Here is a 24743-nt window from a genome sequence, read left to right on the forward strand (position 1 = left end):
CCTCAACCGCCCGACTTCAGCTGCAGCCACAGACGGTTCTGCATCCGCGCGATGTCGGCGCTGCGCGGCATCGCGAGCGACGCCTTCGCGATCGTCGCGTCGGACAGGTAAATGCCCGGGTCCTGCACGATCGCCGGTGTCACGAACGGGCGCGCGGCCTTGTTGGCGCTCGGGTAGAAGATCTCGTTCGTGATCGCCGCGTTGGTCTTCGGGTCCTCGATGTAGTTGATCCACTTCAGCGCGGCTTCCGGATGCGGCGCATCCTTCGGGATCGCCATCACGTCGAACCACAGCAGGCCGCCTTCTTTCGGATTCACATAGCGGATCTCGTACGAGCGCTTGGCGTCCAGCGTGCGCCGCCGCGCGATACCGACGTCGCCCGACCAGCCGAGCACGACGCACACGTCGTTGTTCGCGAGGTCGTCCGCATAGCCGGCCGAGCTGAACTGCGTGACGTACGGGCGGATCTTCTTCAGCACATCGTAGGCCGCCTGGTAGTCGGCCGGGTTCTTGCTCTCCGGGTCCTTGCCCATGTACTGCAGCGCCGCCGCGAACGCGGCGTCCGGCGCGTCGAGCAGCGAGATGCCGCAGCCCTTCAGCTTCGCCGCGTTCGCCGGGTCGAACAGCAGCGCCCAGCTGTCAGTCGGTGCGTTGTCGCCGAGCCGCTTCCTGACCGCCTCGACGTTGTAGCCGATCCCCGTCGTGCCCCATGCCCACGGCACGCCGTACTGGTTGCCCGGGTCGGCCTTCGCGACCATCTTCATCAGCAACGGGTCGAGGTTCGCGAGATTCGGCAGCTTCGACTTGTCGAGCTTCTGGTACACGCCGGCCTGGATCTGCTGCGCGAGATAGTTCGACGTCGGCACCACGATGTCGTAGCCCGAGCTGCCCGCAAGCAGCTTGGTCTGCAGCGTATCGTCGCTGTCGTAGCTGTCGTAGCGCACCTTGATGCCCGACTGCTTCTCGAAGACGGGAACCGTGTCCTTCGCGACGTACTCCGACCAGTTGTACACGTTCAGGTGGGTGTCGTCGGCATGGGCGCACAGGCTGGCCGCGACGGCCAGCGCCGCCGACGTGACGCGCGCGGCGCGCAACGTCGCCGGTTGACGACGGATACGGATACGCATGGGGATTCTCCTTGTGATGGGGATCGGCCGTTGCGCCCGGTCCGGGTCCGGACTCGCGTCAACGCCGTCGAGCGGTGTTCAGCACAAGGGTCAATGTAGAGATCGCGGCCGGCAGCGTCAGTCCCGAAAACCGGGACAAACGGCGACGTCGATTTCCCCCGTTTGGGTAGATTCCCGCGTAGGCAGTCGAAAATATTCGTGATACCTGTAGCGCCACCTGAAAATCTTCGATACACGACGCCATGAGCGCTGCGCTGCCCGCCCCCGATCTCCCGCTGAGCCACGTCGCGTTCGTGACCGAAACGCTGGGCGACATCGCGCAAGCTGTCGGCACGCCGCAGTTCATGCGCGCCGTCTACGACACGCTCGTGCGCTACGTCGATTTCGACGCCGTGCATCTCGACTACGAGCGCAGTGCGTCTTCCGGCCGGCGCAGCGTCGGCTGGATCGGCAGCTTCGGCCGCGAGCCCGAGCTGGTCGCGCAGGTGATGCGCCACTACTACCGCAGCTACGCGAGCGACGATGCAACGTACGCGGCGATCGAAACCGAAAACGACGTGCAGTTGCTGCAGGTGTCCGCGCAGCGTGTGGCGAGCGAGCTGCGGCATCTGTTCTTCGATGCCGGCGACATTCACGACGAATGCGTGATCGCGGGCGTGACGGGCGGCACGCGCTACTCGATCTCGATCGCGCGATCGCGGCGGCTGCCGCCGTTTTTGCTGAAGGAGCTGAGCCTGCTGAAGCAGCTTTCGCAGGTCGTGCTGCCGCTGGCGTCCGCGCACAAGCGCCTGCTCGGCGCGATCTCCGCCGACGACGCACCGCGTGACGAACTCGATCTCGACCTCGTCGCGCAATGGCTGCCCGAATGGCAGGAACGGTTGACCGCGCGCGAGATGCACGTGTGCACGTCGTTCATCCAGGGCATGACGTCGGCGGCCATCGCGCAATCGATGGGGCTCAAGACCTCCACCGTCGACACCTACGCGAAGCGCGCCTTCGCGAAGCTCGGCGTCGATTCGCGCCGGCAACTGATGACGCTCGTTCTGAGAAACGCGTCGCGGCGGCACGACGCATAGCATCCCCGCGTGCCGGCCGCCGGCAGGTTGCGCGCGCACCCATCTCCGCGCCGCCTCATAACGATCCGACAATTTATTGGTTCCCTCGACGATGCGCCGTCCGTATCGTTCACCGACTCGTCAGACCAATCGACCAACGGGGGAATCCAACAATGAAACAGATCCGTTCATTCGCACTGCTCGCGCTGCCGGCCGCGCTCTACGCCGCCGGCGCGCACGCACAAAGCAGCGTCACGCTGTACGGCATCGTCGATGCGGGCATCGCGTACGTGCACAACGCGCAGAACGCGAACGGCAGCAACGCGTCGAGCCTCGTCAAGTTCAGCAGCGGCAACCTGTCGGGCAGCCGCTGGGGGCTGCGCGGCACCGAGGATCTCGGCGGTGGCCTGGCGGCGCTGTTCCAGCTCGAGAATGGCTTCAACATCGGCACCGGCGCGCTCGGCCAGGGCGGGCGCGAATTCGGCCGCAAGGCCATCGTCGGCCTCGCGAGCAGCACGTACGGCACCGTCACGCTCGGCCGCCAGTACGATCCGGTCGTCGATCTCGTACAGGGTCTTACGCAGGACAACTACTTCGGCGGCGTGTTCGCGACGCCGGGCGACCTCGACAACTACGACAACAGCCTGCGCGTCAGCAACTCGGTGAAATACACGAGCCCGCTGATCTCGGGCTTCCAGTTCGAAGGCCTGTACGGCTTCGGCGGCGTGGCGGGCGCCACCGGCAGCGGCCGCACGTACAGCTTCGGCGCAAGCTATGCGAACGGCCCGCTGTCGCTCGGCGCCGGCTTCTTCTACGCGAACGGCGGCTCCACCGCGGCGAACGGCGTGCGCACGTGGTCGAGCAGCTCGGACACGCTGTTCAACACCGTGATCAACCAGGGCTTCTCGAGCGCGAAGTCGATTCAGATCGTGCGCGTGGCCGGCCAGTACGTGGCCGGTCCCGCCACCTTCGGCCTCGCGTATTCGAACACGCAGTACGGCGCGGACACGCTGTCGGCGTTCACCCAGAACGCGAAGTTCAACAACGGCTCGGCGTTCTTCAACTGGCAGTTCTCGCCGGCGCTGCGCGCGGGCGTTGGCTACAACTACACGTCGCTGACGGGGCCGAGTTCCGCGCACTACAACCAGGTCAACCTTGGCGCGGACTACGCGCTGTCGAAACGCACCGACCTGTATGCACTGTTCGGCTACCAGAAGGCGAGCGGCAACACGCTCAACGCGAACGGCGCGGTCGTGAAGGCCGCCGCGTCGGTCGGCTCGTACGGCGTGAACTCCGGCACCGATACGCAGGAACTCGCGATCGTCGGGATTCGCCACAAGTTCTGATCGCGTCGCCGCACGGCGGCAACGACGACAGCCGGCAGGCGCGCACCTCGGTGCGAGCCTGTGGCGTTTACACTGTCGCGATCCCGTTCCGCACGACACAAGGAGGCCGGCATGCTGACCGTATGGGGACGCCGCAATGCATTCAACGTCCAGAAGGTGATGTGGCTCGTCGACGAGCTCGCGCTTGCGCATCGGCACGTGCCGGCCGGCGGGCAGTTCGGCGTACTCGACACGCCCGCGTTTCTCGCAATGAACCCGCACGGACGCATACCCGTGATCGACGATGGCGGCACGTTCGTCTGGGAATCGCACAGCATCCTGCGCTACCTCGCCGCGCGTTACGGACGCCCCGGCTTCTGGCACGACGACCCCGCCGAACAGTCGCGCGCCGACCGCTGGATGGACTGGTCGCAAACCACGTTGCAGCCGACGTTCCTGAACGGCGTGTTCCGGGGCTACTTCCGGACGCCGCCCGAACAGCGCGACACGGTGCGCGTCGAGCAAAGCATCGCGCAGTGCGCGCAGCACTTCCAGGCGCTCGACGCGGCGCTGGCCGCGCAGCCGTTTCTCGCAGGCGACACGCTCACGCTCGCCGACATCGCGGCCGGCACGCACCTGTATCGCTACTTCGAACTCGACATCGCACGACCGGACATCCCGCACGTGCAAGCGTGGTACGAGCGGCTGAAAGCGCGGCCCGCGTATCGCACGCACGTGATGATTCCGTTCGACGACCTGCGCGGGCGGCTCGATTAGCAGGGGTACGGCGGCAGCGAGTCCGGCCGCAAACACCGCCTAATGTCGCCGCATTCCACCGAATCCGCTCACCCCGCCGAACTGATGCATGCCGCCGAATCCGTGGCCGACGGTGCCGGCCGGAAACGCACCGTGGTGAAAACCGGCACCGATCGGCACGCCGATGCGGTGATGGTCCACCCCGTTGAAGTGGACGACGTGATCGAAGTGGTGGAAATGATGGAAGCGGTGGAAGCGATCGACGAACACGAAGCCCACACCTGTGCCGATGAAAAGCGGCGGCCCCCAGTACCCCAGGTCCGCATACGGATAGTCCGCTGCCGGATACCATAAAACACTACCATCGGCGCTCTGCACGAACTGCCATGTGCCATCGTCCTGCAGGCACGCACGCCCGACGATTTGCTGCTCGGTGCCGTCGATGTTCGCTCGCGCGACGACCGCCCGGCAGTTCGTCGTCTCGTCCGCCAGATCGTCGTACGTTTGCGCAAAGACCGCCGCGGAACAGCCGAGACAGACGATACCTATCCCGTATCGAAACCAGTTGCACATGATCGGCTCCTGCCTGATTGCCCCCGACCACTCGATCGCAGGGGCGGCTGACGGCGCCCGGCAGATCGGATTGCTCGCGCACGATTCATCATGCGGTGCTCACGCGCCGCCGCATCGTGCAGGGTCTCCTGACGGCTAAACGATGCAGCGCGCGGGCTTATTCCAGGGGTCTGATGTGAATGATCGACGCGGGAACCGTCGATTGGCGCCCGGCCTAGCGCCTGGCGCAGCGGTAGGCCGCCGCTGCCGTGATCCCGAATACCAGATGGGCCACGAGTGTGATCGCGCCACGAACCGGAATGAACCACGGGAAGATCGCGGTGAACGCGTACAGGTTGACGCCGTACAGAATGAGGCCGAACGCGCCGCCCACGAAGAGCGAGGCCGCGAGCGACAGGTTGCGAATCGCCTTCGCCAGCACGGCCGCATAGACCAGCGACAGCACCAGATGCACGAGGGTCGCCACCGCCATGACGAGCGGATCGAAGCCGGCGGACGCGCCGAGCACGCCGCGCCCCATCACGATGGCTGCCGTGAGGCGTGTGTCGCGCAGCAGGTTCCCGATCGCGTCGTCGCCGACGATCGGCCAGAGCAGCAGCTCGATGACGGTCGAACCGACCGCCGCACCGAACGCTGCCCAGAGAACCGGGACGACACTGGCTCGTTTCAATTGACGCTCCCGTCGCAACCGGCCGATGCATCGAAGCGACTTGCACCCCACCCGCTCCGGCGCCGGCCGCACAGCGCGTGCCGGTGAACCGGAACCCGAACCGGGCAGCCACGCAAAATTACGACGCTCCTTCGCAATCCGACCAGTAAGCGAAAGGATCGCGATGTTTCGGATAGTTCTCGTCCAGCCATTTCAGCAACGTCGCCCGCGCGTTGTCCATGTCGGCTTTCAGCGACGAAGTCGTCAGTTCGTGCACTTCGATGGACTTTTCGCGATCGATCACGAAGCAGTTCCAGTCGGGGCCATCGAGATCCGGATCGTCGGACGCCTTCGACGACTTGCCCCAGCCCAATCCCTTGCGTGCGTCGATGTAGTACCGCGGATGCACTTTCAGATACGACATTTCGCCGCCCTGCAGGCTGCTCTCCGCGCGCAGCACGTCGTGTCCGTCGACGATTTGCGTGACTTCCGGCAGCCGGCGCGCTCGCCAACCGACGGGCAGCGTCGCGATGGCCTTGACGCTGTCGTACATCCCCCACTCCAGCCCCCATGCTTCGGCCATGCGCTTCATGAACGCGTTCGCATTCGGATAGCCGCGCAACTGGATCCGGGTCGACAGCGTGACCTCGATACCGCCGCGGCCGCCCGTGCCGGCGGATGCATCGTCCGCGCTCGCTTCGAACGGATTGCCAGGACGCGACGCGCGCGTCGCATCCGTGGGCGCCATGCCCGAAAACAGCTGGTCGAGCGCGGCACGCGCTTTCGACGACTTGTCCGGCTTGTTCATTGTTGACCTCGCTTGCATCCGCACGGATGCATCCCTTTTCGAATCTCGTTCATCTCTCCACCTCATCGTTTTTCGCGGTCGCATTGTCGTCGATCCGGCGGCCCGAGCCTAGTGCCGCGTATCGCACAACGCTTTTTCGCTGCCACAGCTACCGTGGCGGGCCGACACGATACCCTAGCCAGGGCTAGCCGCCTGCCCCCACCGCCGCCCGCATCCGCTCCATCAACGCCAGCACCTCAGGCCGATTCTCCCCCTTCGCATGCACGAAGTAATACCTGAGCACCGAATCGACTTCGTGCGGGCTCACGCGCACGAGTTCGCTGCGCTTGAGATAGGCGTCGGCGAGCGGTACCCGCGCCAGCGCCACGCCGAGCCCGGCCTCGGCGGCGGCCAGCACGAGGTTGTAATCCTCGAAACGGCGATCCTGCGCGCGCGGCTTGAACGGCACGCCCAATGCATCGAACCACGTGCGCCAGCCGGTCACGTCGGAATCGTGCAGCAACGGCATGTCGAGCAACGCGGCATCGCCGCGCCGGCGGCGCGCCTTCGACAGTTGCGCGGCAAGCCGCGGATGCGCGACCGGATAGAGTCGTTCCGGCATGAACGCACGGGTGTCGAGCTGACGCCAGTTGCCGCGCCCGTACCGGATCGACAGGTCTGCTTCGCCGCCGGCGATATCCACGTTGCGCAGATCGATGCCGAGTTCGATCCGCAATGCGGGCGCCTCGCTCTCGAGTGCATGCTGGCGCTCGAGCAGCCAGAGCTGCGCGAAGGCCGGCACCACGCTCATCCTGACCAGCCGCGGCGTACGCGGCGAGCGCCACTGATCGGCCGCACTGTCGATGATCGCGAACGCCTGCTCGATCCGGCCGACGAAGCGCTGGCCGTCCGGCGTCAGGCGCACGCCGCGCGCATGACGTTCGAACAACCGCAGGCCGAGCCAGTTTTCGACAGCGGCCACCCGCCGGCTGATCGCGCCGTGCGTCACGCCGGAGACATCCGCCGCGGCCAGGAACGAACCCTCGCGCGCGACCGTGCACACCGTCTCGAGACTCGCGAGCGGCGGCCGCGAACCCGGCGCCGGCGCTGCGGCGGGCGACGCCGCCGGCGCGCGCTTCGAGCGGGTTGAAGCGCCGGCCGGCCGCCGGCTCGAGCTGTGAATCATCGTCATATCTGCATGCTGATCTGTGCGCTAGCTTAACATCTTGCCACGCCGCATCATGGTCGCATGAACACGCTCTCCACCCCGTCGTCGCGCACTGCGCGGCAGCCGCTGATCGCGGCCGGCGCGGTCGCCTTCACGATCGTCTCGTGGGCGTCCGCTTTCCCGTTCATCCGGATCGGCCTGCATGGCCTGACGCCGCTGCAGCTCGCGGCGGCGCGCTTCGCCACCGCAGCCGTGCTGATCGTCGCGTGGCTCGCGGTGCGGCGGCCGCGCGTGCCGACCCGCGGCGACGCGCTACGCTTCCTGTTGTGCGGCTTTCTCGGCATCGCGCTCTACAACGCGCTGCTCAATACCGGCGAGCAAACCGTCTCGGCCGGCGCGGCGAGCTTCATCGTGAACACGCTGCCGATCTTCACGGCGCTGCTGGCCGCCGTGTTTCTCGGCGAGCGCTTCAATCGCTGGGGCTGGCTCGGCTCGCTGGTCAGCCTCGCCGGCATCGCGGTGATCGCACGCGGGCAGCCGGGCGGCCTCGTCCTCGGTGCGGGCAGCACGCTGATTCTCGGCGCGGCCCTGTGTTCGGCCAGCTACTTCGTGCTGCAGCGGCGGCTGATTCCGGTGTACGGCGCGCTGGCCTGCACCGCGTACACGCTGCTGGCCGGCGCGCTGCTGCTCACGCCGTGGCTGCCGGGCGCGCTCGTGGCGCTGGGCAGCGGGTCGCGCGACACCGCGCTGGCCGTGCTGATGCTCGGCATCTTCCCCGCCGCGCTGGGTTACGCGACCTGGACCTTTGCACTCGGCTACTTCGGCGCGGCGCGCGCCGCCAACTTCCTCTACCTGACGCCGGCGGTCGCGACGGTCCTGTCGATGGCGCTGACCGGCGAGCGACCCGGCATCGAGACGGTGTGCGGCGGCTTGCTGGCGATTGCCGGCGTGATCTTCGTGGCGTTGCGCGGACGTTCGTAGGATCGCAGCCGAAGCGGGCCGGCTCGATCGGCCAGGCGATCCGCAAGCGAGCCGGTCGGGGCGAACCCCGGAACTTGCAAAGCTGAATGCGTGGTGCAGGCTGTCGCCCCGCGCCAGTTCACCGATGCTGCCGGGCTCGACCGTTAGTTGCATTAAAACGAGGATATCGATCGCGATGAAGCATGGCCCCGCAACCGGATGCGCAATCGAAATCGTCCAAACTGTGCAGACAAATCGACCGAACAGTTCCGGATTGACCGTGCATCAGTGTCCATGGCTTCGTCCCGGCCGCCGGCCGAATAATGGATGCGGCCGTAAGGCCGTCGACAGCGAATTGCAGCCCGTGGCCTGCCGCGGTGCACGATTTCCGGCATCCGGCGCCTTCGAATGTCGGGCGCCGGCCGTGCTGAGAACGCCCCGCTACGCGATTCGCTGCAGCGCGCAAAATCGGCTTCATATATATTCATACGAATTGCACCGTTTCAGGGCCCCGATTCGCCCGCTCACCCGGGCGGCACGTCGCGGGGCAGGACGCGATGCAGTGAAGCCCATGATGGGTATGGAGACTCGTCCGATCGCCCCGACCTCGCCGTCGGCCGGTCGAGACGCCAATAGAAAGACATTCAAATCGGAGATGGCAGATGGAACGAAGCACTGTCGGCATGCGCTGCAAACCCCTGATCACCGTCGCACTGGCTGCCGCCGCATTCGCGGCCGCGTCGACCGCGATGGCCGACCAGGTCGTGAAGATCGGCAGCGTCGAACCGACGACGGGCGGCATCTCGCACCTCGGCAAGGACAACGAGAACGGTGCGCGCCTCGCGGTCGAGGAAATCAACGCGAAGGGCCTCACGATCGGCGGCAAGAAGATCACACTGCAACTCGATGCACAGGATGACGCGGCCGACCCGCGCCAGGCCACCCAGGTCGCGCAGAAGCTCGTCGACGACAAGGTCGTCGCCGTCATCGGCCACCTGAACTCGGGCACGTCGATCCCGGCGTCGAAGATCTATAGCGACGCGGGCATCGTGCAGATCTCGCCGTCGGCCACGAACCCGACCTACACGCAGCAAGGCTTCAAGACGACCTACCGCGTGGTCGCGACCGACGCGCAGCAAGGCCCGGCGCTCGCGAGCTACGCGCAGTCGAAGGGCGTGAAGAGCGTCGCGGTGATCGACGATTCGACCGCGTACGGCCAGGGCCTCGCGAACGAGTTCGAGAAGAAGGCGAAGGCGCTCGGCCTGAAGGTGCTGTCGCACGACGCGACCAACGACAAGGCGGTCGACTTCCGCGCGATCCTGACGAAGGTCAAGGGCGAGAACCCGGACGCGATCATGTACGGCGGCATGGACGCCACCGGCGGCCCGCTCGCGAAGCAGGCGAAGCAGCTCGGCCTGCGCGCGAAGATCCTGTCCGGCGACGGCGTGTGCACCGACTCGCTGGCCGAGCTGGCCGGCCCGGCGGCCGACAACGTGCTGTGCTCGCAGGCCGGCGCCGCGCTCGAGAAGATGCCGGGCGGCGCGGACTTCCTCGCGAAATACCAGAAGCGCTTCAACCAGGGCATCAAGTTCGATGCGCCGTTCGCGTATGACGCGGTCTACATCGCGGTCGACGCGATGAAGCGCGCGAACTCGACCGACCCGGCGAAGATCCTCGCGGCGATGCCGGCGACGAAGTACGAAGGCGTGATCGGCACGACGACGTTCGATTCGAAGGGCGACCTGACGCACGGGATCATCTCGATCTACGGCTACAAGAGCGGCAAGAAGACCTTCCTCGACCAGGTGAAGATGTAACCCGCCGCGGCGCCGGTGCGACGGGAACGCCACCCGTCGGCGCCGGCGCCGCGCGGGCCGAATTCTGATTCACGGAGACGAAGCATCATGTGCGCAATGGCGTATGCGGAATTTCAACAGGAGTTGAAGAAGGCACAGCTGACGGCGCGCGAGTTCGCCCGCCTGATCCGGATGAACGAAAGCTCGATCACGAACTATTCGAGCAAGGGCACGGTTCCTTCCCACCTCGCGGTCATCGCGAAACTGATCGGCACGATGGCGGCGCACGAGATCGATTTCCGGCGCGTGATCCGGCAGATGCGGATCGAACCGAAACGGCCGCGCGGCGGCGGTGCGTTTCCTGCGGTGGAAAAACCACGTTCCAGAAAAACGGCGAAAGCCGACGCCTGAGCACAGGCATGCGTCGACGACGGCACGGGGCTTGCCGCTCGACGCTGAATCGAATGTCATCTCACGGGCAACGCGACACGCGACGCCCGACCAATCACCCCACCGCCCGCATGTGATCGAGCAGCGCCTGCAACGGATGGCGCACCTGCTTCGACGACATCCGCTTCACCTGGCTGCGGCACGAATAGCCGGTCGCCAGCGCCTCGCCTTCGTCCTCCGGCCCGTCCACGTGTGACGCCCACGACTGGGCATAGATCGTCTTCGACGTCGCGAGATTGCGCGCCTCGTGCCCGTAGGTACCCGACATCCCGCAGCACCCGGTCGACTCGACCTTCAACCGCAGCCCGTGCCGCGCGAATACCTGGGCCCATTGCTTGCCGCTGTCGGGCGCATTGGTCTTCTCGGTGCAGTGCGGCAGTAACCGGTACGACGTGGGCACGCCGCCGACACCGTCGCCAGTACCAGCCTCCGGCAACGCCTGCAGCAACCACTCCTGCGGCAGCGCAACTTTCGGCACATCGGTGAGCCCCGTCACCTTCAGGTACTCCTGCCGATACGTGAGCGTCATCGCCGGATCGAGGCCGACCAGCGCGACACCCGAGCGCGCCAGCGCGGCCAGCTGCGTCGCATTGCGGATCGCCGCCTGCTCGAACGCGCGCAGGAAGCCCTGCACGTGCAGCGCCTTGCCGTTCGGCGCGAGCGGCGCGAGCCACACCTGGAAGCCCATGCGCGCCGCCAGCTCGATCAGCGTCGCCAGTTGCTCGGTATCGAAATAGCGCGTGAAGGTGTCCTGCACGATGACGACGCTGCGTGCGCGCTGCGCATCGCTCAGTGCGGCAAGCGCCTGCGGATCGGCCGGCTTCACGCGCCATTGACGGATCACGGCCGCGAGATCGAAGCGGCTCAGCAGCGGGCTGTCGACCATGCCGACGTGCCGCTCCAGCACCGTGCGCACCCATCCCGAGCGCATCAGCCCGTTGTACAGCGCGGGCACCCGCGCCATCCACGGCATCGTGAATTCGAGCGAACCGATCAGGTAGTCGCGCAGCGGCCGCAGGTAGCGCTGGTGATACAGCTCGAGAAAACGCGAGCGAAACTCCGGCACGTTCACCTTCACCGGGCACTGCCCCGCGCACGACTTGCACGCGAGGCATCCGGCCATCGCGTCGTACACCTCGTGCGAGAAATCGGCTTCGCCGTTGCGCGCCGCGCGGCTGTTGCGCCAGCGCGTGGCAAGGCCGCCCAGGAACGGCTGCCGCGCACGCGCCGCCGCGACGACGTCGACGCCGGCCTGCCCTTGCAGGCGCAACCATTCGCGCATCAGCGACGCCCGCCCCTTCGGCGATTGCACGCGTTCGCGCGTCGCCTTCCACGACGGGCACATCGCGTCGTCCGGATCGAAGTTGTAGCACGCGCCATTGCCGTTGCAGTGCATCGCGGTGCCGTAGCTCTGCCACACGCGCTCGTCGATCTGCCGGTCGTGGTCGCCGCGCGTCGGCACTTCGTCGATCTTCAGCAGCCGCATCGTGTTTTCCGGCGGCGTCGCGATCTTGCCCGGGTTGAACTGGTTGTGCGGATCGAACGCGGCCTTCAGTTGCTGCAGCGACGGATACAGCTCGCCGAAGAATGCCGGCGCATATTCGGAGCGCACGCCCTTGCCGTGCTCGCCCCACAACAGGCCGCCGTGGCGCTGCGTGAGCTCGGCCACCGCATCCGATACGGGCCGCACCAGCGCCGCCTGCTTCGGGTCCTTCATGTCGAGCGCCGGCCGCACGTGCAGCACACCGGCATCGACGTGCCCGAACATCCCGTATTGCAGCCCGTGGCCGTCGAGCAGCGCGCGGAATTCGGCGATGTACGCGGCGAGGTTCTCGGGCGGCACCGCAGTGTCCTCGACGAACGGCTGCGGGCGCGCCTCGCCCTGCACGTTGCCGAGCAGGCCCACCGCGCGCTTGCGCATCGCATACACGCGCTTCACCGCGTCGTCGCCGGCCGCGAGCGTGTGCCCCAGGCGCTCCACGCTCGCATCGGTGCGCAGATGGTCGACGAACGCGCGCACGCGTGCATCGACGTCCTCCGCATCGTCGCCGCTGAATTCGATCAGGTTGATGCCGAGCGTCGGCCGGGCGTCGTCCTGCGGGAAATACTCGGCCACGCTGCTCCACACGAAGTCCTTCATCGCCAGCATCAGCACCTTCGAGTCGACCGTCTCGATCGACAGCGGCTGGTGCGCGAGCAGGGCACGTGCGTCACGCAGCGCGTCCATGAAGCCCGCATAGCGCACGTTGACCAGCACCGAGTACTTCGGGATCGGCAGCACGTTGAGCTTCGCCTCGACGACGAAGCCGAGCGAGCCTTCCGCGCCGCACAGCACGCTGTTCAGGTTGAAGCGGCCGTCCGGTTCGCGCAGGTGCGCGAGGTCGTAGCCGGTCAGGCAGCGGTTGAGCTTCGGAAACTTCGCTTCGATCAGCGCCGCCTTGTCGTCGCTGATGCGCCGCGCGGTGCGGTAGACCTTGCCGATGCGGTCCTCGCGCGCGCAGCGGCGCTCGAGCTCGTCGTCCGCGAGTGCTTCGCTGTGCAGCTGCTCTCCGCCCATCAGCACGAAATCGAGCTCGAGCACGTGGTCGCGCGTCTTGCCGTACGTGCAGCTGCCCTGCCCGCTCGCGTCGGTGTTGATCATTCCGCCGACGGTCGCGCGGTTCGACGTCGACAGTTCCGGCGCGAAGAACAGCCCGTGCGGCTTCAGCGCCGCGTTGAGCTGATCCTTGACGACGCCCGCCTGCACGCGCACCCAGCGCTGCTCGACGTCGATTTCGAGGATCCGGTTCATGTTGCGCGACAGGTCGACGACCACGCCGTCGGTCAGCGACTGCCCGTTGGTGCCCGTGCCGCCGCCGCGCGCGGCCACCGCGACGTCGCGATGCGCGGGCTCGGCGAGCAGCCGTGCCAGCAGCCGGACGTCGTCCGCATGCGCGGGGCAGATCACCGCTTGCGGCAGGCGCTGGTAGATCGAGTTGTCGGTGGCCTGCACCGTCCGGTTCGCATGGTCCGCGCGGATTTCCCCGGCGAATCCGGCGGCCTGCAGCGCGGCGAGAAAATCACGGTACGCATGCGCGGGCGGGCTGGCGGGACGGGGCAACGAGGCGATCGACATGGGTAAAGGCGGCAGTGTGGGTGGAACCGGCCGGCTCGCGCGGCTGAAACATGATTTTTTAGCAAGTTTCCACGCGACCGGGAATTCCAGTATCTTTGGATACTTCGCGAGAAACAAACGAATTCTGCTCCGGCGAATATTGCATAAAACTCATGAATTACCGTCGCCTCACCCCGTCGATGTCGCTGCTGCTGGTATTCGAGGCCGCCGCGCGGCATGAAAGCTACACGCGCGCGGCCGAGGAGCTGTCGCTGAGCCAGAGCGCGATCAGCCGGCAGGTCCAGACGCTCGAGGATCAACTCGGCGTGCCGCTGTTCCGGCGCGAGGGCCGCTCGGTCAAGCTGACCGAAGTCGGGCGCCGCTACTTCACCGAGCTGAGCGGTGCGCTGGGGCGCATCCGCGGCGCGACGCTGCAGGCGATGTCCCACCAGGCAGGCGCCGGCACGCTGCGGCTCGCGACGCTGCCCACATTCGGCTCGAAATGGCTGCTGCCGCACCTGCACGATTTCTACGCCGCGCATCCGGGCGTGACCGTGCACCTCCATTCGCGGATCGGCGCCATCGATTTCCTCAACGACGACCTCGACGCGGCCATTACCGTCGGCGCAGGCGACTGGCCGGGCCTGCACGCGCACCGGCTGTACAACGAGTTCCTGATCGCGATCGCGCCGCCGGACACGGGCAGCGCAAGCCGCCGCAAGGCCGACGCACGCACGCCGGCGTGGGCCGCGAAGCAGACGCTGCTTGGCGTGACGAGCAACCAGCAGGCGTGGGCGGAATGGTTTTCGCACTATCGGCTCGACCATCGGCAGATGCGCGTCGGCCCGAGCTTCGAGCTCACGTCGCACCTGATCCAGGCGGTGCGGGCCGGGATGGGGATCGGGCTCGTGCCGAAAGTGCTGGTGGAAGACGAGCTGAGCCGCCACGAGCTCGTGTCGATCGGCGACGCGATCACCAGCCAGCGCAGCTACTACCTCGTCTACCCGCCGGGGAACGAGACGCTGCCGTCGCTCGTCGCGTTCCGCGAATGGCTGCTGAAGTCGTGCTGAAATGCGGCCGGCGTCGGGCCGCTCAGGTGCGCCATTCGCCGAGAATCTGCTCGGCCAGGTAGTCGCACGGCGGGCGCGCGGACTGTGCGCTGCGCGCGAGCACGACCTCCATTTCGCCGAGCGGCGGCAGCCCGTGGCTTTCCGACAGCTGCACGAGATGATCGGGAATGCAGCAGCGCGCCAGCGGCGCGACCGCGAGCCCGGCCTCCACCATGCTGAGCAGGCCGAGGTGGCTCGGGCTCTCGTACGACATCCGGTACGGGATCTTCCGCCGGTTCAGCGCCTTGACCGCGTGATCGCGCGCCATGCTGCCGCCGTGCGTGAAAAAAGCCACCGGCAGCGGCCGCTCTTCCCACACATTGCGCTTCGGCGACCCGACCCAGACGAGCGGCTCGAGCCGGATCAGCTCGCCGGTCACCCCCTTGATCCGCGTGAGGCACGCGAGGTCGACCGTGTTGTCCTTCAGCATCGGCACGAGCGCGCTGCTCGGCTGGCCGATCACGCGTATTTCCACGCGCGGATGCATCGCGGCGAACTTGCCGAGCACCTGCGGCAGCAGCGACGAAATGTAATCGTCGGGCACGCCGATCGTCACGCGGCCGCGGACCTCCGGGCGCACGACCGACGCCCAGGCCTCGTCGCGCATCGCCAGCATCCGGCGGCCGTATTCGGCGAGCATCGTGCCGTCGTCGGTCGGCGTCACGTTGCGCGTGTCGCGGATGAAGAGCGGCTTGCCGAGCGCGTCTTCCAGCGCCTTGATCTGCATGCTCACCGCCGACGGCGACCGGTGCACGGCCTGCGCGCCCTGCGCGAACGATCCGGATTCCGCCACGGCCACCACCATCGCGAGCACATCGAGGTCGAGCTTTTTCATCATCTTCAGAAAAACTGATTAATCGATTCAGTTTATCCCGTTTTACTGTTCTCCTCCACGATCGGACAATGCATCCCGTCAGCCCTTACTCGTTGCAGGAATCATCAGACATGCATACGTCCGGATCGCTCTACGGATTTCTCGTCATCGGCGGCATGCTCGCGGTCACGCCCGGGCCGAACATGGTCTACGTGATGTCGCGCTCGATCGCGCAGGGACGCACCGCGGGGCTCATCTCGCTCGGCGGCGTGATGATCGGCTACCTGTTCTACATGTTCGGTGCGGCGTTCGGGATCACGACGCTGTTCATGAGCGTGCCCTACGCGGGCAGTGTTCTGGCCGTGGTCGGTGCGGCGTACCTGTTGTATCTCGCGTGGCAGGCCGTCAGGCCCGGCGGCCGCTCGCCGTTCGAGGTGCGTGCATTGCCGAGCGAGCGCCCGCTTCGTTTGCTGGCGATGGGCGCGACGACCAGCGTGCTGAACCCGAAGCTCGCGATGCTGTTCATTTCGCTACTGCCGCAGTTCATCGACTACCGGAACGGCAGCGTGCTCGGGCAATCGCTGTTCCTCGGTTCGTTGCTGATCACCGCGTTCGCTTGCGCGAACGGGCTGGTGGCGATCTGTTCGAGCCGCATCGCGACGTTCCTGCACGGGCGCCCGACCCTGCTGCTCGCGCAGCGCTGGGCGATGGGGCTCATTCTCGGCGGGCTCGGCGTGCAGATGGTGGTCGATGCTTCGAGGATGGCGGGCATGGCGTGACGGCCGCGAGCGAACCGCTGAACTGAAACGGAAGCGGCCGGTGGGCAACATTGCCCACCGGCCGTCATGCAGGAAACCCTTCGTCGGCGCAACCCGGTCACTTCGTCAGCAGCTCCGCCTCCAGCTCGCGCAACCGTTCCGGAAACCGGACGCGCAGCACCAGGAACCACCCGAGCCCGATCGCCAGCAATGCGACGAACACATAAGGCAGCCACGCATAGACGCCCGCCGGCACCGGATACACGCTGCCGGCCAGCGGAATCGCGAGCAGCACGACCGCCACGACGCTGATCACCACATGCCGCGCACGCAGCCGGCGCTGCCGGCGCAGATAAAGCGGCGCGCCGATCGCCACCAGCACGTACGCAAGCAGCCAGCCGTACGTCGCGATCGAACTGAGATAGCCATACGAATCGAGCAGCGCGGTGCCGCGTGCGGTGAACACCAGCGCGGTCACCAGCGCCAGCACCGCGATCAGCGCCACCGCGACGTGCGGCGTCGCATTCCGCTCGTGCGCGTGGCCCGTCGATGCATGCAGCACGCCCTGCCGCCCGAACGTATAGACGATCCGCGCCGCCGCATTGATCGACGAGAAGAATGCCGCGAAGAAGCTCAACGCCACGCCCAAGTCGATCAGCACACCGACCCAGCCGGCCCCGAGCCGATGCGCGAGCACCGCGAGCGGGCCGTCGACCTGATCGAGCGGCGGCGTCTGCCCGTGGAACGCACTCACCATCCCGTATGCGCCGATCACGAACAGGATCGCCGGCCCGACGACGCTGATCAGCACCGCGCGCGGAATCGCGCGGAACGGGTCGCGCGCTTCCGCGCCGAGCACGGTCGCGCTCTCGAACCCCGTGAAGCTGAAGAACGCGAGCACCATCCCGAGCTGCAACTGCGTCGGCTTCACGCCTTCCAGCGCCAGTTGCGCGCGATCGACCGGATGCCCGCCGAACGCGATCGTCCCGACCACGACGACGGCGATCAGCAGCAGCGTCGCGAGTTCGACGAACAGCGTGAAGCGCGTGGACAGCCGGATGTCGCGAAACGCGATGTACCACGCGGCGAACGCGGTGACGACCGTGAGCCCGAGCACCACGCCGAGCGGCGTCGCACTGCCGAGCAGTCCCGTCTCGCGGCCCAGCACCAGAAACGTGTTGATCGTCCCCTGCAGGATGCCCGCGGCAGCCACCGCATAGGCGATCAGCAGCGACCAGCCGCAGATCGCGCCCCAGACCGGCCCGATGCCGGCCGACACGTACGCGTATAGCGCCCCCGGCGACGCCGAATCGCGCGCGAACACCGAGATGCTCCACGACGCGAACAGCAGCGCAACGATCGCGAACAGGTAGGCCAGCCACGTGCCGTTGCCGGCCGTCGCGAAGACGGCGGGGATCAGCACGCCGATCCCGCCCGACACGCCGACGAGGCCGATCGACTGCGCGATCAGCTCGGGCAGGCTCAGATAGTTGCGCCGCAGGCCGCCTGCCGGCGGCACGGTATTGTGCGCAGGCAATGCCTGTGCGGTGCTTGCTGGATGACTCATCGATTTACCTCGTCAGGAATGAAGCAAGGCCGCCTACGCGGCGGTGCTGGCTGCCAATGCGGCCACCGGGTTTCCTCGCCCATGTTTCGTCGCGGGAAATACGCCGGCACGACCCGGCTAATTCCAGGAATGGCGCGCGGGCTTCACGCCGTTGAGGTAGTAGTTGCCGATCGCGTGATACTTCCAACGCACCGGATCGTGCAGCGTATGCACGCGCGCGTTGCGCCAGTGGCGGTCGAAGTTGTATTTCGCGAGCGTCGACTTGCTGCCGCCGAGTTCGAACAGCTTGCTCGCCGCGAGCAGCGACACCTCGGTCGTCGCGATCTTCGCCTCGCCCACCGCGATCGCGGCCTGCGCGACCGTTTCCTCGCTCGGCTCGCGTTTCGCCGCGTCGACGAAGCGCCCCGAGCGAGCGAGCAGCGCTTCGGCCGCGTGCACGCGGTACGCGATGTCGCCGATCTGCGCGACCGTCAGCGGATCCTCGCTCGCGCGTTCGACGCCGCTGTCGATCCACGGGCGCGCATGCTGCTGCACGAACGCGATCGTGTCCTGCAGCGCGGCGCGCGCAATGCCGAGGTCGATCGCGGCGGTCGTGATCTGCGCGAACGGGCCCGCGAAGGTCGGGCGGTCGTACGAACGCTGCGTGTGGAAAATTTCGAACGGGCTCACGCGCACGTTCTCGACGATCACCGTGCCGCTCGCGGTCGTGCGCTGCCCGAAGCCGCTCCAGTCGTCCACGACGGTCAGCCCGGGCGCACCCTGCTTCACGAACGCGAGCACGGCCTGCTCCGACTCGTCGAGCGCGAGCACCGGAATCCAGTGTGCGAACAGCGTGCCGGTCGAATAGAACTTGCGGCCGTTCAGCACGAACGCGTCGCCGTCGCGGCGCACACGCGTCTGGATATCGAGCACGTTCTTGCCGCCCGCTTCCGAGAACGCGTTCCCATAGCGCGTGCCCTTCAGCACGAGATCGAAGAAGAAGCGCTTCTGCGCATCGCTGCCTTCGAGGCGGATGTCCTCGATCAGGCAATAGTGGTTCTGCGGGATCTGGCCGAGCGACGGGTCGGCCTGCGAAACGATCGCGATCACTTCCGCGAGCGTCACGTTCGACACCTCCGCGCCACCGTATTCGCGCGGCACGGTGATGCCCCACAAACCACTCGACGAGAACAGCTCGATCTCGTCGAACGGCAGCTTGCGCTCGCGGTCGCGCAACGCGGCGTGCTCGGCCAGTCGTGCCGCGACCCGGTGCGCGACGTCGAGTGCCTCGGCATCCGAGCCGATGACGGGAACGGGAGCGTGTGGGGTGCCCGCTTGCGGTTGCACGTTTTCTTCGATGAATTCCGTAGACATGTAGATTCCGGTAAAGCGCATGAACCGGCCGGCGGTGCCGCGAAGCGTCCGCCAGCCTCCTGTTTCGATATCCGAAACGTTGAACTTGGATGACCCGCAAGAGCGGTCGATGTCACCCGTTCGATCGGACCGCGCGCGGCATGCGTGAACGCGCGCCGCGCACCGGCCTCCGCGTCACGCGGCAACCGCCTGCTGCTGCGCCTCGAGTTCGCGCACGAGCGGCAGCACGCGTTGGCCGAAGTACTCGACTTCCTCGATGAAATGCAGGAACCCCGCGAGCACCAGATCGACGCCGATCGCCTTCAGCGCGACGATGCGTTCGGCGATCTGCCGCGGCGTGCCGATCAGGTTCGTGCGGAAGCCGTCGTTGTACTGCACGAGATCCTCGAACGTCGACTTCGCCCAGTTGCCCTCGCCTTCGGGCGATGCCTTGCCGGCCTGCTTCACCGCATCGCCGAACGCGTGCACGGCCTCGACGTGCGCGTGCCGGATGATGTCGTCGAGCACGGCCTTCGCCTCTTCCTCGGTATCGCGCGCGATCACGAACGCGTTGACGCCGATCCGCACGCGATGATTGTTCGCGGCCGCCTTCGCGCGGATATCGTCGATCTGCGTCTTCAGGTTCTCCGGCGTATTGCCGTTCGTGAAGTACCAGTCCGACACGCTCGCCGCGTTGTCGCGCGCCGCCCGCGAGCTGCCGCCCTGGAAAATCTCCGGGTGCGGCTTCTGCACCGGCTTCGGGCTCAGCGTGTAGTCGTTGAAGCGGTAGAAGTCGCCCTTGAACGTGAAGTTGTCCTGCGTCCAGATGCCCTTCAGCGCCTGGATGAATTCCTTCGAGCGCCGATAGCGTTCGTCGTGCTCGAGCCACGGCTCGCCGATCGCGGTGAATTCGCCCTTGAACCAGCCGCTCACGACGTTGATCGCGATGCGCCCGTTCGAGATGTGGTCGATCGTCGCGAGCTGCTTCGCGACCACGGCCGGATGCCACGGCCCCGGCAGGATCGCGGCGAGCACCTTGAGCTTCGTCGTCGCATGCAGCAGCGCCTGGCTGAACGACACCGACTCGTGCTGGTATTCGGCGCCGTAGCCGGCCGTGAAGCGGATCTGGCTCAGCGCGTAGTCGAAGCCGGCCGCCTCGGCCGTGCGCGCGAGCTGCTGGTTGTATTCGAGGCTCCAGTCGGTGCGCTGCTCGATCGTGCTGACGACGAGGCCGCCGCTGACGTTCGGCACCCAGTAGGCGAACTTGACGCCGTCGGCGGAAGGGTCGGGATGGCTCATGAGTGTGTCCTGGTCGGAAGGGAAAACGCAGGCGGCCTACGCGGCCGCAACGGAAAGCGCATGCGGGCGCAATTGCGGCACCGCGCGATCGACGGCGAGCGCGATACGCGCGCGCAGCGCCGGGTTCGTGATCTGGTACTGGTCGAAATCGCTTTCGGACGCATACACGCCGATCGGCAGCGTGCGGGCCTGGAAGAAGCTGAACAGCGGACGGAGCTGATGGTCGATCACGAGCGCATGACGCTCGCTGCCGCCGGTGGCCGCGAGCAGCACGGGCACGTCGATCAGCGCTTCGTGATGCACGAGGTCGAACAGGTGCTTGAAGAGGCCCGTGTACGACGCGCGATACACGGGGCTCGCGACGACGAGCGCATCGGCCGTCTCGATCGCGCGGATCTGCGCATCGAGGTCGGCCGGCACCTGCGCGCGCGTCAGCGCGCCGGCCAGCCGGCCGCCGATCTCGCCGAGTTCGATCAGCCGTGTTTCGATCGGCAGCGCGGCGCCGAGCGCCGCGACGATCGCGTCGGTCAGCGCCAGCGTGCGCGACGGCCGCTGCAGGCCGCCCGATATCGCGACCACGTTGATTGCATTGCTCATCGGTTGCATTCCCATTGTCGAGTCGGGTGCCGACGCACCCGTCACGTCTTGGGTCAGCAAGGAGCGTGCCATTTCGATGATCGAGCGGGAAAACGATCGTCTGCATGACGAAATGCATCGCGATCGACCGCCAGTCGCGGCGCCGCCGTTGTTCGCGCACGTCGATAAGCGTGCCAGCCATGGCGTCACAACCATATTCCGCAGTGCGATGAACTCGGGGAAACAACGTTGCTGATGTACTGCTGCTTGATCAGCAGCGCGGCGTGCGGCAGGCAGGTTTTTCCGCTTCGACACGGATTCCGGCAGGCACGCGGCATCCATCGGCAGGCATTGACGCCCGCTTTTCGCGTTCACACGCCGGCGCGACGCGTCCCACCCTTGCAGTAGCGCCGGCATGGCTGCTGCATCGTCGCTTTGCGTGCCGCCGATCGCCGTGCGGCGCGACCTTGCCGCGCGCGACTGCGTCCAGCGCAGCAATCCCGCATTGGTTATCAGAAATCGATGTTTCCCGCGTTGCGCGAAACGTTGAACACTCTGCTGATCACGCAGCACCCGGCCAGCAACGCCCGCGCGGCCTGACCGCTTTCGTGCGGCAACCCGACACATTCATCGCCATGACACCCATTTCCGTATCGCCCCGCGCGGAAGGCCTGCGCGTCGTCGCGCCGCCTCGCGACGAACCGGCGCCCCCTGACGCGCTGCAAATCGCCGAGCACCTGGCGGCCGGCTTTGCACGCACCGCGGCCGAGCGCGACCTCCAGGGCGGCACGCCGACGGCCGAGCGCGATCAGTTGCGCGACAGCGGCCTGCTCGCGCTGAGCATCCCGTCCGCCTACGGCGGCCTCGGTGCGAGCTGGCGCACGACGCTCGACGTCGTCCGCGTGCTCGCGGCCGCCGACAGTTCGCTCGCGCACGTGTTCGGTTTCCACCACTTGATGCTCGCGACCGTGCGGCTGTTCGGCGCACCCGCGCAGTGGGAATCGTGGTTCGAGCGCACCGCGCGCCAGCAGTGGTTCTGGGGCAATGCGCTGAATCCGCTCGACGCGCGCACGGTCAGCCGCTCGCGCGGCGCGTGGCATGAATTCAGCGGCCAGAAGAGCTTTTGCTCGGGGGCGCTCGATTCACAGATGCTGATCGCGTCCGCGCACGATGCGCAGACGCGCGCATTCCTGATCGCAGCCGTGCCGACGCAGCGCAGCGGCATCTCGATCGCCGACGACTGGAACAACATCGGCCAGCGCCAGACCGACAGCGGCACGGTCACGTTCGAGAAGGTGCGCGTCGAGGATCACGAACTGCTGACGGACCCCGGCCCGCTGTCGACGCCGTTCGCGTGCCTGCGCCCGCTCGTCGCGCAGCTCGTGCTGACGAACGTGTATCTCGGCATCGCCGAAGCCGCGTTCAACGACGCGCGGCACTACACGCTGCACGAGGCGCGGCCGTGGCCCGGCGCGCAGGTCGCGAGCACCGGCGACGATCCGTACATCCTCGGCCAGTACGGCGAATTCTGGGTCGGGCTCGAAGCCGCGCGCGTACTCGCCGACCGCGCGGCGGACCGGCTCGACGCCGCATGGTCGCGCGATGCGGCGCTCACCCAGGCGGAGCGCGGCCAGGTCGCGCTCGCCACGGCCGCCGCGAAGGTGTCGGCCGCGCGCACCGGGCTCGATCTCTGTACGCGGATGTTCGACGTCGCCGGCGCCCGCGCGACGCACGGCGCGCTGCGGCTCGACCGGCACTGGCGCAACCTGCGCACCCACACGCTCCACGACCCGCTCGCGTACAAGATTCGCGAGATCGGCGAATGGGCGCTCAAGCGAACCTATCCGACGCCGGGCTTCTACTCGTGAACCACACCCCTACCGATGCGTGGCCCGACGCCGCGCCCGTCCTCACGCTGCCCGACCGCCCCGCGCTCGCGACATCCATTCGTGCCCGCGCGCAGGTGTTCGTCGATCCGCGCTCGGTCGCGCTGCTCGACCGGATTCGCCTGGTCGCGCCGAGCGATGCGAACGTGCTGATCGTCGGCGAGACCGGCACCGGCAAGGAACTGATCGCGCGCCACGTGCATGGCCTCAGCCGCCGCAGCAGCGGGCCGTTCATCGCGGTGAACTGCGGCGCCTTCTCCGAGACGCTCGTCGAGAGCGAACTGTTCGGTCACGAGAAAGGCGCGTTTACCGGCGCGTTCAGCGCGAAGCCCGGCTGGTTCGAGGCCGCGAACGGCGGCACGCTGTTTCTCGACGAGATAGGCGACCTGCCGCTGTCGATGCAGGTCAAGCTGCTGCGCGTGCTGCAGGAGCGCGAGGTCGTGCGGCTCGGTTCGCGCACCGGCGTGCCGATCGACGTGCGCGTGGTCGCCGCGACCAATGTGGATCTGCAGCAGGCCGTCGCGAACGGGCAGTTTCGCGGCGACCTGTTCTACCGGCTCAACGTCGTGCAGCTCGCGGTGCCGACACTGCGCGAACGCCCGGGCGACATCCTGCCGCTCGCGCGCCACTTCTTCGACGACTACCGCAGCCGCCTCGGCTACGGGCCGCGCAGCATCGACCCGCGCGCGGAGCGCCGGCTCGAGGCACACAGCTGGCCGGGCAACATCCGCGAACTCGAGAACGTGATCCATCACGCGTTGCTCGTGAGTCGGAACGACTCGCTGCAGGAGGCCGACCTGCATATCGCGTCGCCGGGTGTGTCGCAGGCCGCCTCGAGTACGTCAACGCCGGAACCCGACCCGGCCACCGGCGCACAAGCCGCACTCGAACGCGCGCTGCGCGAGCTGTTCGACGAGGATCACGGCAACCTGTTCGAGCGCATCGAGGACACCGTGATGCGCGTCGCGTTCGAATTCAGCCACCGCAACCAGATCCAGGCCGCACGTCTGCTCGGCATCAGCCGCAACGTGCTGCGGGCGCGGCTGATTCGCGCGAAGGAAATTGCGGCGGTGAAGTAGCCACGTATGGGGGCGCGCTGCCGCATTCCAGCATCGCGACGAGCAACCGGGCGCGCTGCGCAGTTGCTCCGTTACCAGGCATTCGGTCGCGAATCGCGCCGAGCAGCATTTCTGGATTCTTTTGTGACCGCCTTTCCATGCGCCACCCTCTCGACGTCATTTGCATGGAAGCGATGATCACTCATAGTGCCCTAACCATTGCTACGCAAATCCGTTCGACGGCAAGACAATAATCTCCGGCGGAAAAATGAGCCCGCCGACAGGTTAATTTCCACCGCCCACTTTCGATGGCATCTGCGCAAAAGACGAGCCCCCAGGTCGGTCCATCGGCCTGCGAACCGCGCCGGCCGTGGCTCACCGCTCGCTGTCGCACGCCTGGCATATCGAGCCACGAAACGCGACAACAATAGGCCGCAGCATTTACTTTATTTCCACGCCATACCGGATTTAGACGGCGCTGAAACAAGCGCAAGTAGTCCCTGTAAGGGTAATCGAATTACGTCGCCTTGCAATCCGGGCAATATCTCCGGCTTCTCGTTGCAATTCAATCGCCATGTTGTAGCCTTCTGGTTCTGCCCAGCTT

General features: G+C 66.9%; 22 protein-coding genes. 11 read left to right on the top strand and 11 right to left on the bottom strand.

The window, feature by feature from the left end:
• Nucleotides 1-2: 2 nt before the first annotated feature.
• Nucleotides 3-1127, bottom strand: a complete 1125-nt coding sequence (locus CFB45_RS36950) for a polyamine ABC transporter substrate-binding protein (protein WP_089429998.1) — start codon at nt 1125-1127, stop codon at nt 3-5.
• Nucleotides 1128-1369: 242 nt separating this feature from the next.
• On the opposite strand from CFB45_RS36950, the gene CFB45_RS36955 reads away from it, so the two are divergent.
• The 3 genes from CFB45_RS36955 (at nt 1370) to CFB45_RS36965 (ending at nt 4284) form a co-directional block, all read left to right on the top strand.
• Nucleotides 1370-2203, top strand: coding sequence for a helix-turn-helix transcriptional regulator (locus CFB45_RS36955; RefSeq protein ID WP_089429999.1), 834 nt, complete (start codon nt 1370-1372; stop codon nt 2201-2203).
• Between the two features lie 152 nt (nt 2204-2355).
• On the top strand, nt 2356-3528 hold the full coding sequence (locus CFB45_RS36960) for a porin (RefSeq protein WP_089430000.1): 1173 nt from the start codon (nt 2356-2358) through the stop codon (nt 3526-3528).
• Nucleotides 3529-3639: 111 nt separating this feature from the next.
• Nucleotides 3640-4284, top strand: a complete 645-nt coding sequence (locus CFB45_RS36965; protein WP_089430001.1) for a glutathione S-transferase family protein — start codon at nt 3640-3642, stop codon at nt 4282-4284.
• Nucleotides 4285-4323: 39 nt separating this feature from the next.
• On the opposite strand, the gene CFB45_RS36970 is transcribed toward CFB45_RS36965, so the two are convergent.
• From CFB45_RS36970 to CFB45_RS36985, 4 genes are all read right to left on the bottom strand, one after another.
• Nucleotides 4324-4836, bottom strand: a complete 513-nt coding sequence (locus CFB45_RS36970) for a hypothetical protein (protein ID WP_089430002.1) — start codon at nt 4834-4836, stop codon at nt 4324-4326.
• Between the two features lie 214 nt (nt 4837-5050).
• On the bottom strand, nt 5051-5506 hold the full coding sequence (locus CFB45_RS36975) for a sodium:proline symporter (protein ID WP_089430003.1): 456 nt from the start codon (nt 5504-5506) through the stop codon (nt 5051-5053).
• Between the two features lie 118 nt (nt 5507-5624).
• Nucleotides 5625-6293 (bottom strand): nitroreductase, encoded by a 669-nt coding sequence (locus CFB45_RS36980; RefSeq protein ID WP_089430004.1) that lies wholly within the window; start codon nt 6291-6293, stop codon nt 5625-5627.
• A gap of 184 nt (nt 6294-6477) precedes the next feature.
• Nucleotides 6478-7464: a LysR substrate-binding domain-containing protein gene (locus CFB45_RS36985; RefSeq protein ID WP_089430005.1), complete on the bottom strand. Its 987-nt coding sequence runs from the start codon at nt 7462-7464 to the stop codon at nt 6478-6480.
• A gap of 57 nt (nt 7465-7521) precedes the next feature.
• Between CFB45_RS36985 and CFB45_RS36990 the strand changes: the two genes are divergently transcribed.
• The 3 genes from CFB45_RS36990 (at nt 7522) to CFB45_RS37000 (ending at nt 10607) form a co-directional block, all read left to right on the top strand.
• On the top strand, nt 7522-8421 hold the full coding sequence (locus CFB45_RS36990) for a DMT family transporter (protein WP_089430006.1): 900 nt from the start codon (nt 7522-7524) through the stop codon (nt 8419-8421).
• A 641-nt stretch (nt 8422-9062) separates the two neighbouring features.
• Nucleotides 9063-10217 carry a branched-chain amino acid ABC transporter substrate-binding protein gene (locus tag CFB45_RS36995; RefSeq protein WP_089430007.1) on the top strand — a complete coding sequence of 385 codons (1155 nt, stop codon included), beginning with the start codon at nt 9063-9065 and terminating at the stop codon, nt 10215-10217.
• 87 nt (nt 10218-10304) lie between these two features.
• Nucleotides 10305-10607, top strand: a complete 303-nt coding sequence (locus CFB45_RS37000; RefSeq protein WP_089430008.1) for a DNA-binding protein — start codon at nt 10305-10307, stop codon at nt 10605-10607.
• A gap of 94 nt (nt 10608-10701) precedes the next feature.
• Here CFB45_RS37000 and ydiJ read toward each other — a convergent pair whose 3' ends face one another.
• Nucleotides 10702-13761, bottom strand: a complete 3060-nt coding sequence (gene ydiJ / locus CFB45_RS37005) for a D-2-hydroxyglutarate dehydrogenase YdiJ (protein ID WP_089430009.1) — start codon at nt 13759-13761, stop codon at nt 10702-10704.
• 152 nt (nt 13762-13913) lie between these two features.
• On the opposite strand from ydiJ, the gene CFB45_RS37010 reads away from it, so the two are divergent.
• Entirely contained in the window at nt 13914-14810 is an 897-nt protein-coding gene (locus tag CFB45_RS37010; protein ID WP_089430010.1) for a LysR substrate-binding domain-containing protein, read from the top strand.
• 22 nt (nt 14811-14832) lie between these two features.
• Here the strand turns inward: CFB45_RS37010 and CFB45_RS37015 are convergent, their stop codons facing one another.
• On the bottom strand, nt 14833-15684 hold the full coding sequence (locus tag CFB45_RS37015; RefSeq protein ID WP_039364498.1) for a LysR substrate-binding domain-containing protein: 852 nt from the start codon (nt 15682-15684) through the stop codon (nt 14833-14835).
• A 110-nt stretch (nt 15685-15794) separates the two neighbouring features.
• Between CFB45_RS37015 and CFB45_RS37020 the strand changes: the two genes are divergently transcribed.
• Nucleotides 15795-16442, top strand: a complete 648-nt coding sequence (locus CFB45_RS37020) for a LysE family translocator (RefSeq protein WP_089430011.1) — start codon at nt 15795-15797, stop codon at nt 16440-16442.
• 97 nt (nt 16443-16539) lie between these two features.
• Here the strand turns inward: CFB45_RS37020 and CFB45_RS37025 are convergent, their stop codons facing one another.
• The 4 genes from CFB45_RS37025 to msuE form a co-directional block, all read right to left on the bottom strand.
• Complete coding sequence (locus CFB45_RS37025; protein ID WP_089430012.1) at nt 16540-17988, bottom strand: APC family permease; 1449 nt, start codon at nt 17986-17988, stop codon at nt 16540-16542.
• Nucleotides 17989-18105: 117 nt separating this feature from the next.
• A complete protein-coding gene (locus tag CFB45_RS37030; protein WP_089430158.1) occupies nt 18106-19341 on the bottom strand; it encodes an SfnB family sulfur acquisition oxidoreductase in 1236 nt (411 codons plus the stop codon).
• Nucleotides 19342-19515: 174 nt separating this feature from the next.
• On the bottom strand, nt 19516-20619 hold the full coding sequence (sfnG, locus tag CFB45_RS37035) for a dimethylsulfone monooxygenase SfnG (protein ID WP_089430013.1): 1104 nt from the start codon (nt 20617-20619) through the stop codon (nt 19516-19518).
• Between the two features lie 36 nt (nt 20620-20655).
• The gene (gene msuE, locus CFB45_RS37040) at nt 20656-21216 is read right to left on the bottom strand and encodes an FMN reductase (RefSeq protein ID WP_069250299.1); all 561 of its coding nucleotides are present in this window, start codon (nt 21214-21216) and stop codon (nt 20656-20658) included.
• Between msuE and CFB45_RS38840 the strand changes: the two genes are divergently transcribed.
• From CFB45_RS38840 to CFB45_RS37050, 3 genes are all read left to right on the top strand, one after another.
• Nucleotides 21200-21451, top strand: a complete 252-nt coding sequence (locus CFB45_RS38840) for a hypothetical protein (protein ID WP_144025275.1) — start codon at nt 21200-21202, stop codon at nt 21449-21451. The genes msuE and CFB45_RS38840 overlap by 17 nt on opposite strands.
• Before the next feature lie 379 nt (nt 21452-21830).
• Nucleotides 21831-23063 carry an acyl-CoA dehydrogenase family protein gene (locus CFB45_RS37045; protein ID WP_089430014.1) on the top strand — a complete coding sequence of 411 codons (1233 nt, stop codon included), beginning with the start codon at nt 21831-21833 and terminating at the stop codon, nt 23061-23063.
• A complete protein-coding gene (locus CFB45_RS37050; RefSeq protein ID WP_089430015.1) occupies nt 23060-24160 on the top strand; it encodes a sigma-54 interaction domain-containing protein in 1101 nt (366 codons plus the stop codon). Before CFB45_RS37045 ends, CFB45_RS37050 begins: the two co-directional genes overlap by 4 nt.
• Nucleotides 24161-24743 lie beyond the last annotated feature (583 nt).

Origin of the sequence: Burkholderia sp. HI2500 (genome assembly GCF_002223055.1) — a bacterium.
GTDB lineage: Bacteria > Pseudomonadota > Gammaproteobacteria > Burkholderiales > Burkholderiaceae > Burkholderia.

Bases quoted from the DNA above. Each gene is read 5' to 3' on its own strand.
- CFB45_RS37030 (WP_089430158.1), bottom strand. From the start codon at position 19,341: ATGTCTACGGAATTCATCGAAGAAAACGTGCAACCGCAAGCGGGCACC.
- CFB45_RS36955 (WP_089429999.1), top strand. From the start codon at position 1,370: ATGAGCGCTGCGCTGCCCGCCCCCGATCTCCCGCTGAGCCACGTCGCG.
- CFB45_RS36980 (WP_089430004.1), bottom strand. From the start codon at position 6,293: ATGAACAAGCCGGACAAGTCGTCGAAAGCGCGTGCCGCGCTCGACCAG.
- ydiJ (WP_089430009.1), bottom strand. From the start codon at position 13,761: ATGTCGATCGCCTCGTTGCCCCGTCCCGCCAGCCCGCCCGCGCATGCG.
- CFB45_RS36965 (WP_089430001.1), top strand. From the start codon at position 3,640: ATGCTGACCGTATGGGGACGCCGCAATGCATTCAACGTCCAGAAGGTG.
- CFB45_RS36950 (WP_089429998.1), bottom strand. From the start codon at position 1,127: ATGCGTATCCGTATCCGTCGTCAACCGGCGACGTTGCGCGCCGCGCGC.
- CFB45_RS37010 (WP_089430010.1), top strand. From the start codon at position 13,914: ATGAATTACCGTCGCCTCACCCCGTCGATGTCGCTGCTGCTGGTATTC.
- CFB45_RS36985 (WP_089430005.1), bottom strand. From the start codon at position 7,464: ATGACGATGATTCACAGCTCGAGCCGGCGGCCGGCCGGCGCTTCAACC.
- CFB45_RS36970 (WP_089430002.1), bottom strand. From the start codon at position 4,836: ATGTGCAACTGGTTTCGATACGGGATAGGTATCGTCTGTCTCGGCTGT.
- CFB45_RS36960 (WP_089430000.1), top strand. From the start codon at position 2,356: ATGAAACAGATCCGTTCATTCGCACTGCTCGCGCTGCCGGCCGCGCTC.
- msuE (WP_069250299.1), bottom strand. From the start codon at position 21,216: ATGAGCAATGCAATCAACGTGGTCGCGATATCGGGCGGCCTGCAGCGG.
- CFB45_RS36995 (WP_089430007.1), top strand. From the start codon at position 9,063: ATGGAACGAAGCACTGTCGGCATGCGCTGCAAACCCCTGATCACCGTC.
- CFB45_RS37000 (WP_089430008.1), top strand. From the start codon at position 10,305: ATGTGCGCAATGGCGTATGCGGAATTTCAACAGGAGTTGAAGAAGGCA.
- CFB45_RS37015 (WP_039364498.1), bottom strand. From the start codon at position 15,684: ATGAAAAAGCTCGACCTCGATGTGCTCGCGATGGTGGTGGCCGTGGCG.
- CFB45_RS37045 (WP_089430014.1), top strand. From the start codon at position 21,831: ATGACACCCATTTCCGTATCGCCCCGCGCGGAAGGCCTGCGCGTCGTC.
- CFB45_RS36990 (WP_089430006.1), top strand. From the start codon at position 7,522: ATGAACACGCTCTCCACCCCGTCGTCGCGCACTGCGCGGCAGCCGCTG.
- CFB45_RS37020 (WP_089430011.1), top strand. From the start codon at position 15,795: ATGCATACGTCCGGATCGCTCTACGGATTTCTCGTCATCGGCGGCATG.
- CFB45_RS37025 (WP_089430012.1), bottom strand. From the start codon at position 17,988: ATGAGTCATCCAGCAAGCACCGCACAGGCATTGCCTGCGCACAATACC.
- sfnG (WP_089430013.1), bottom strand. From the start codon at position 20,619: ATGAGCCATCCCGACCCTTCCGCCGACGGCGTCAAGTTCGCCTACTGG.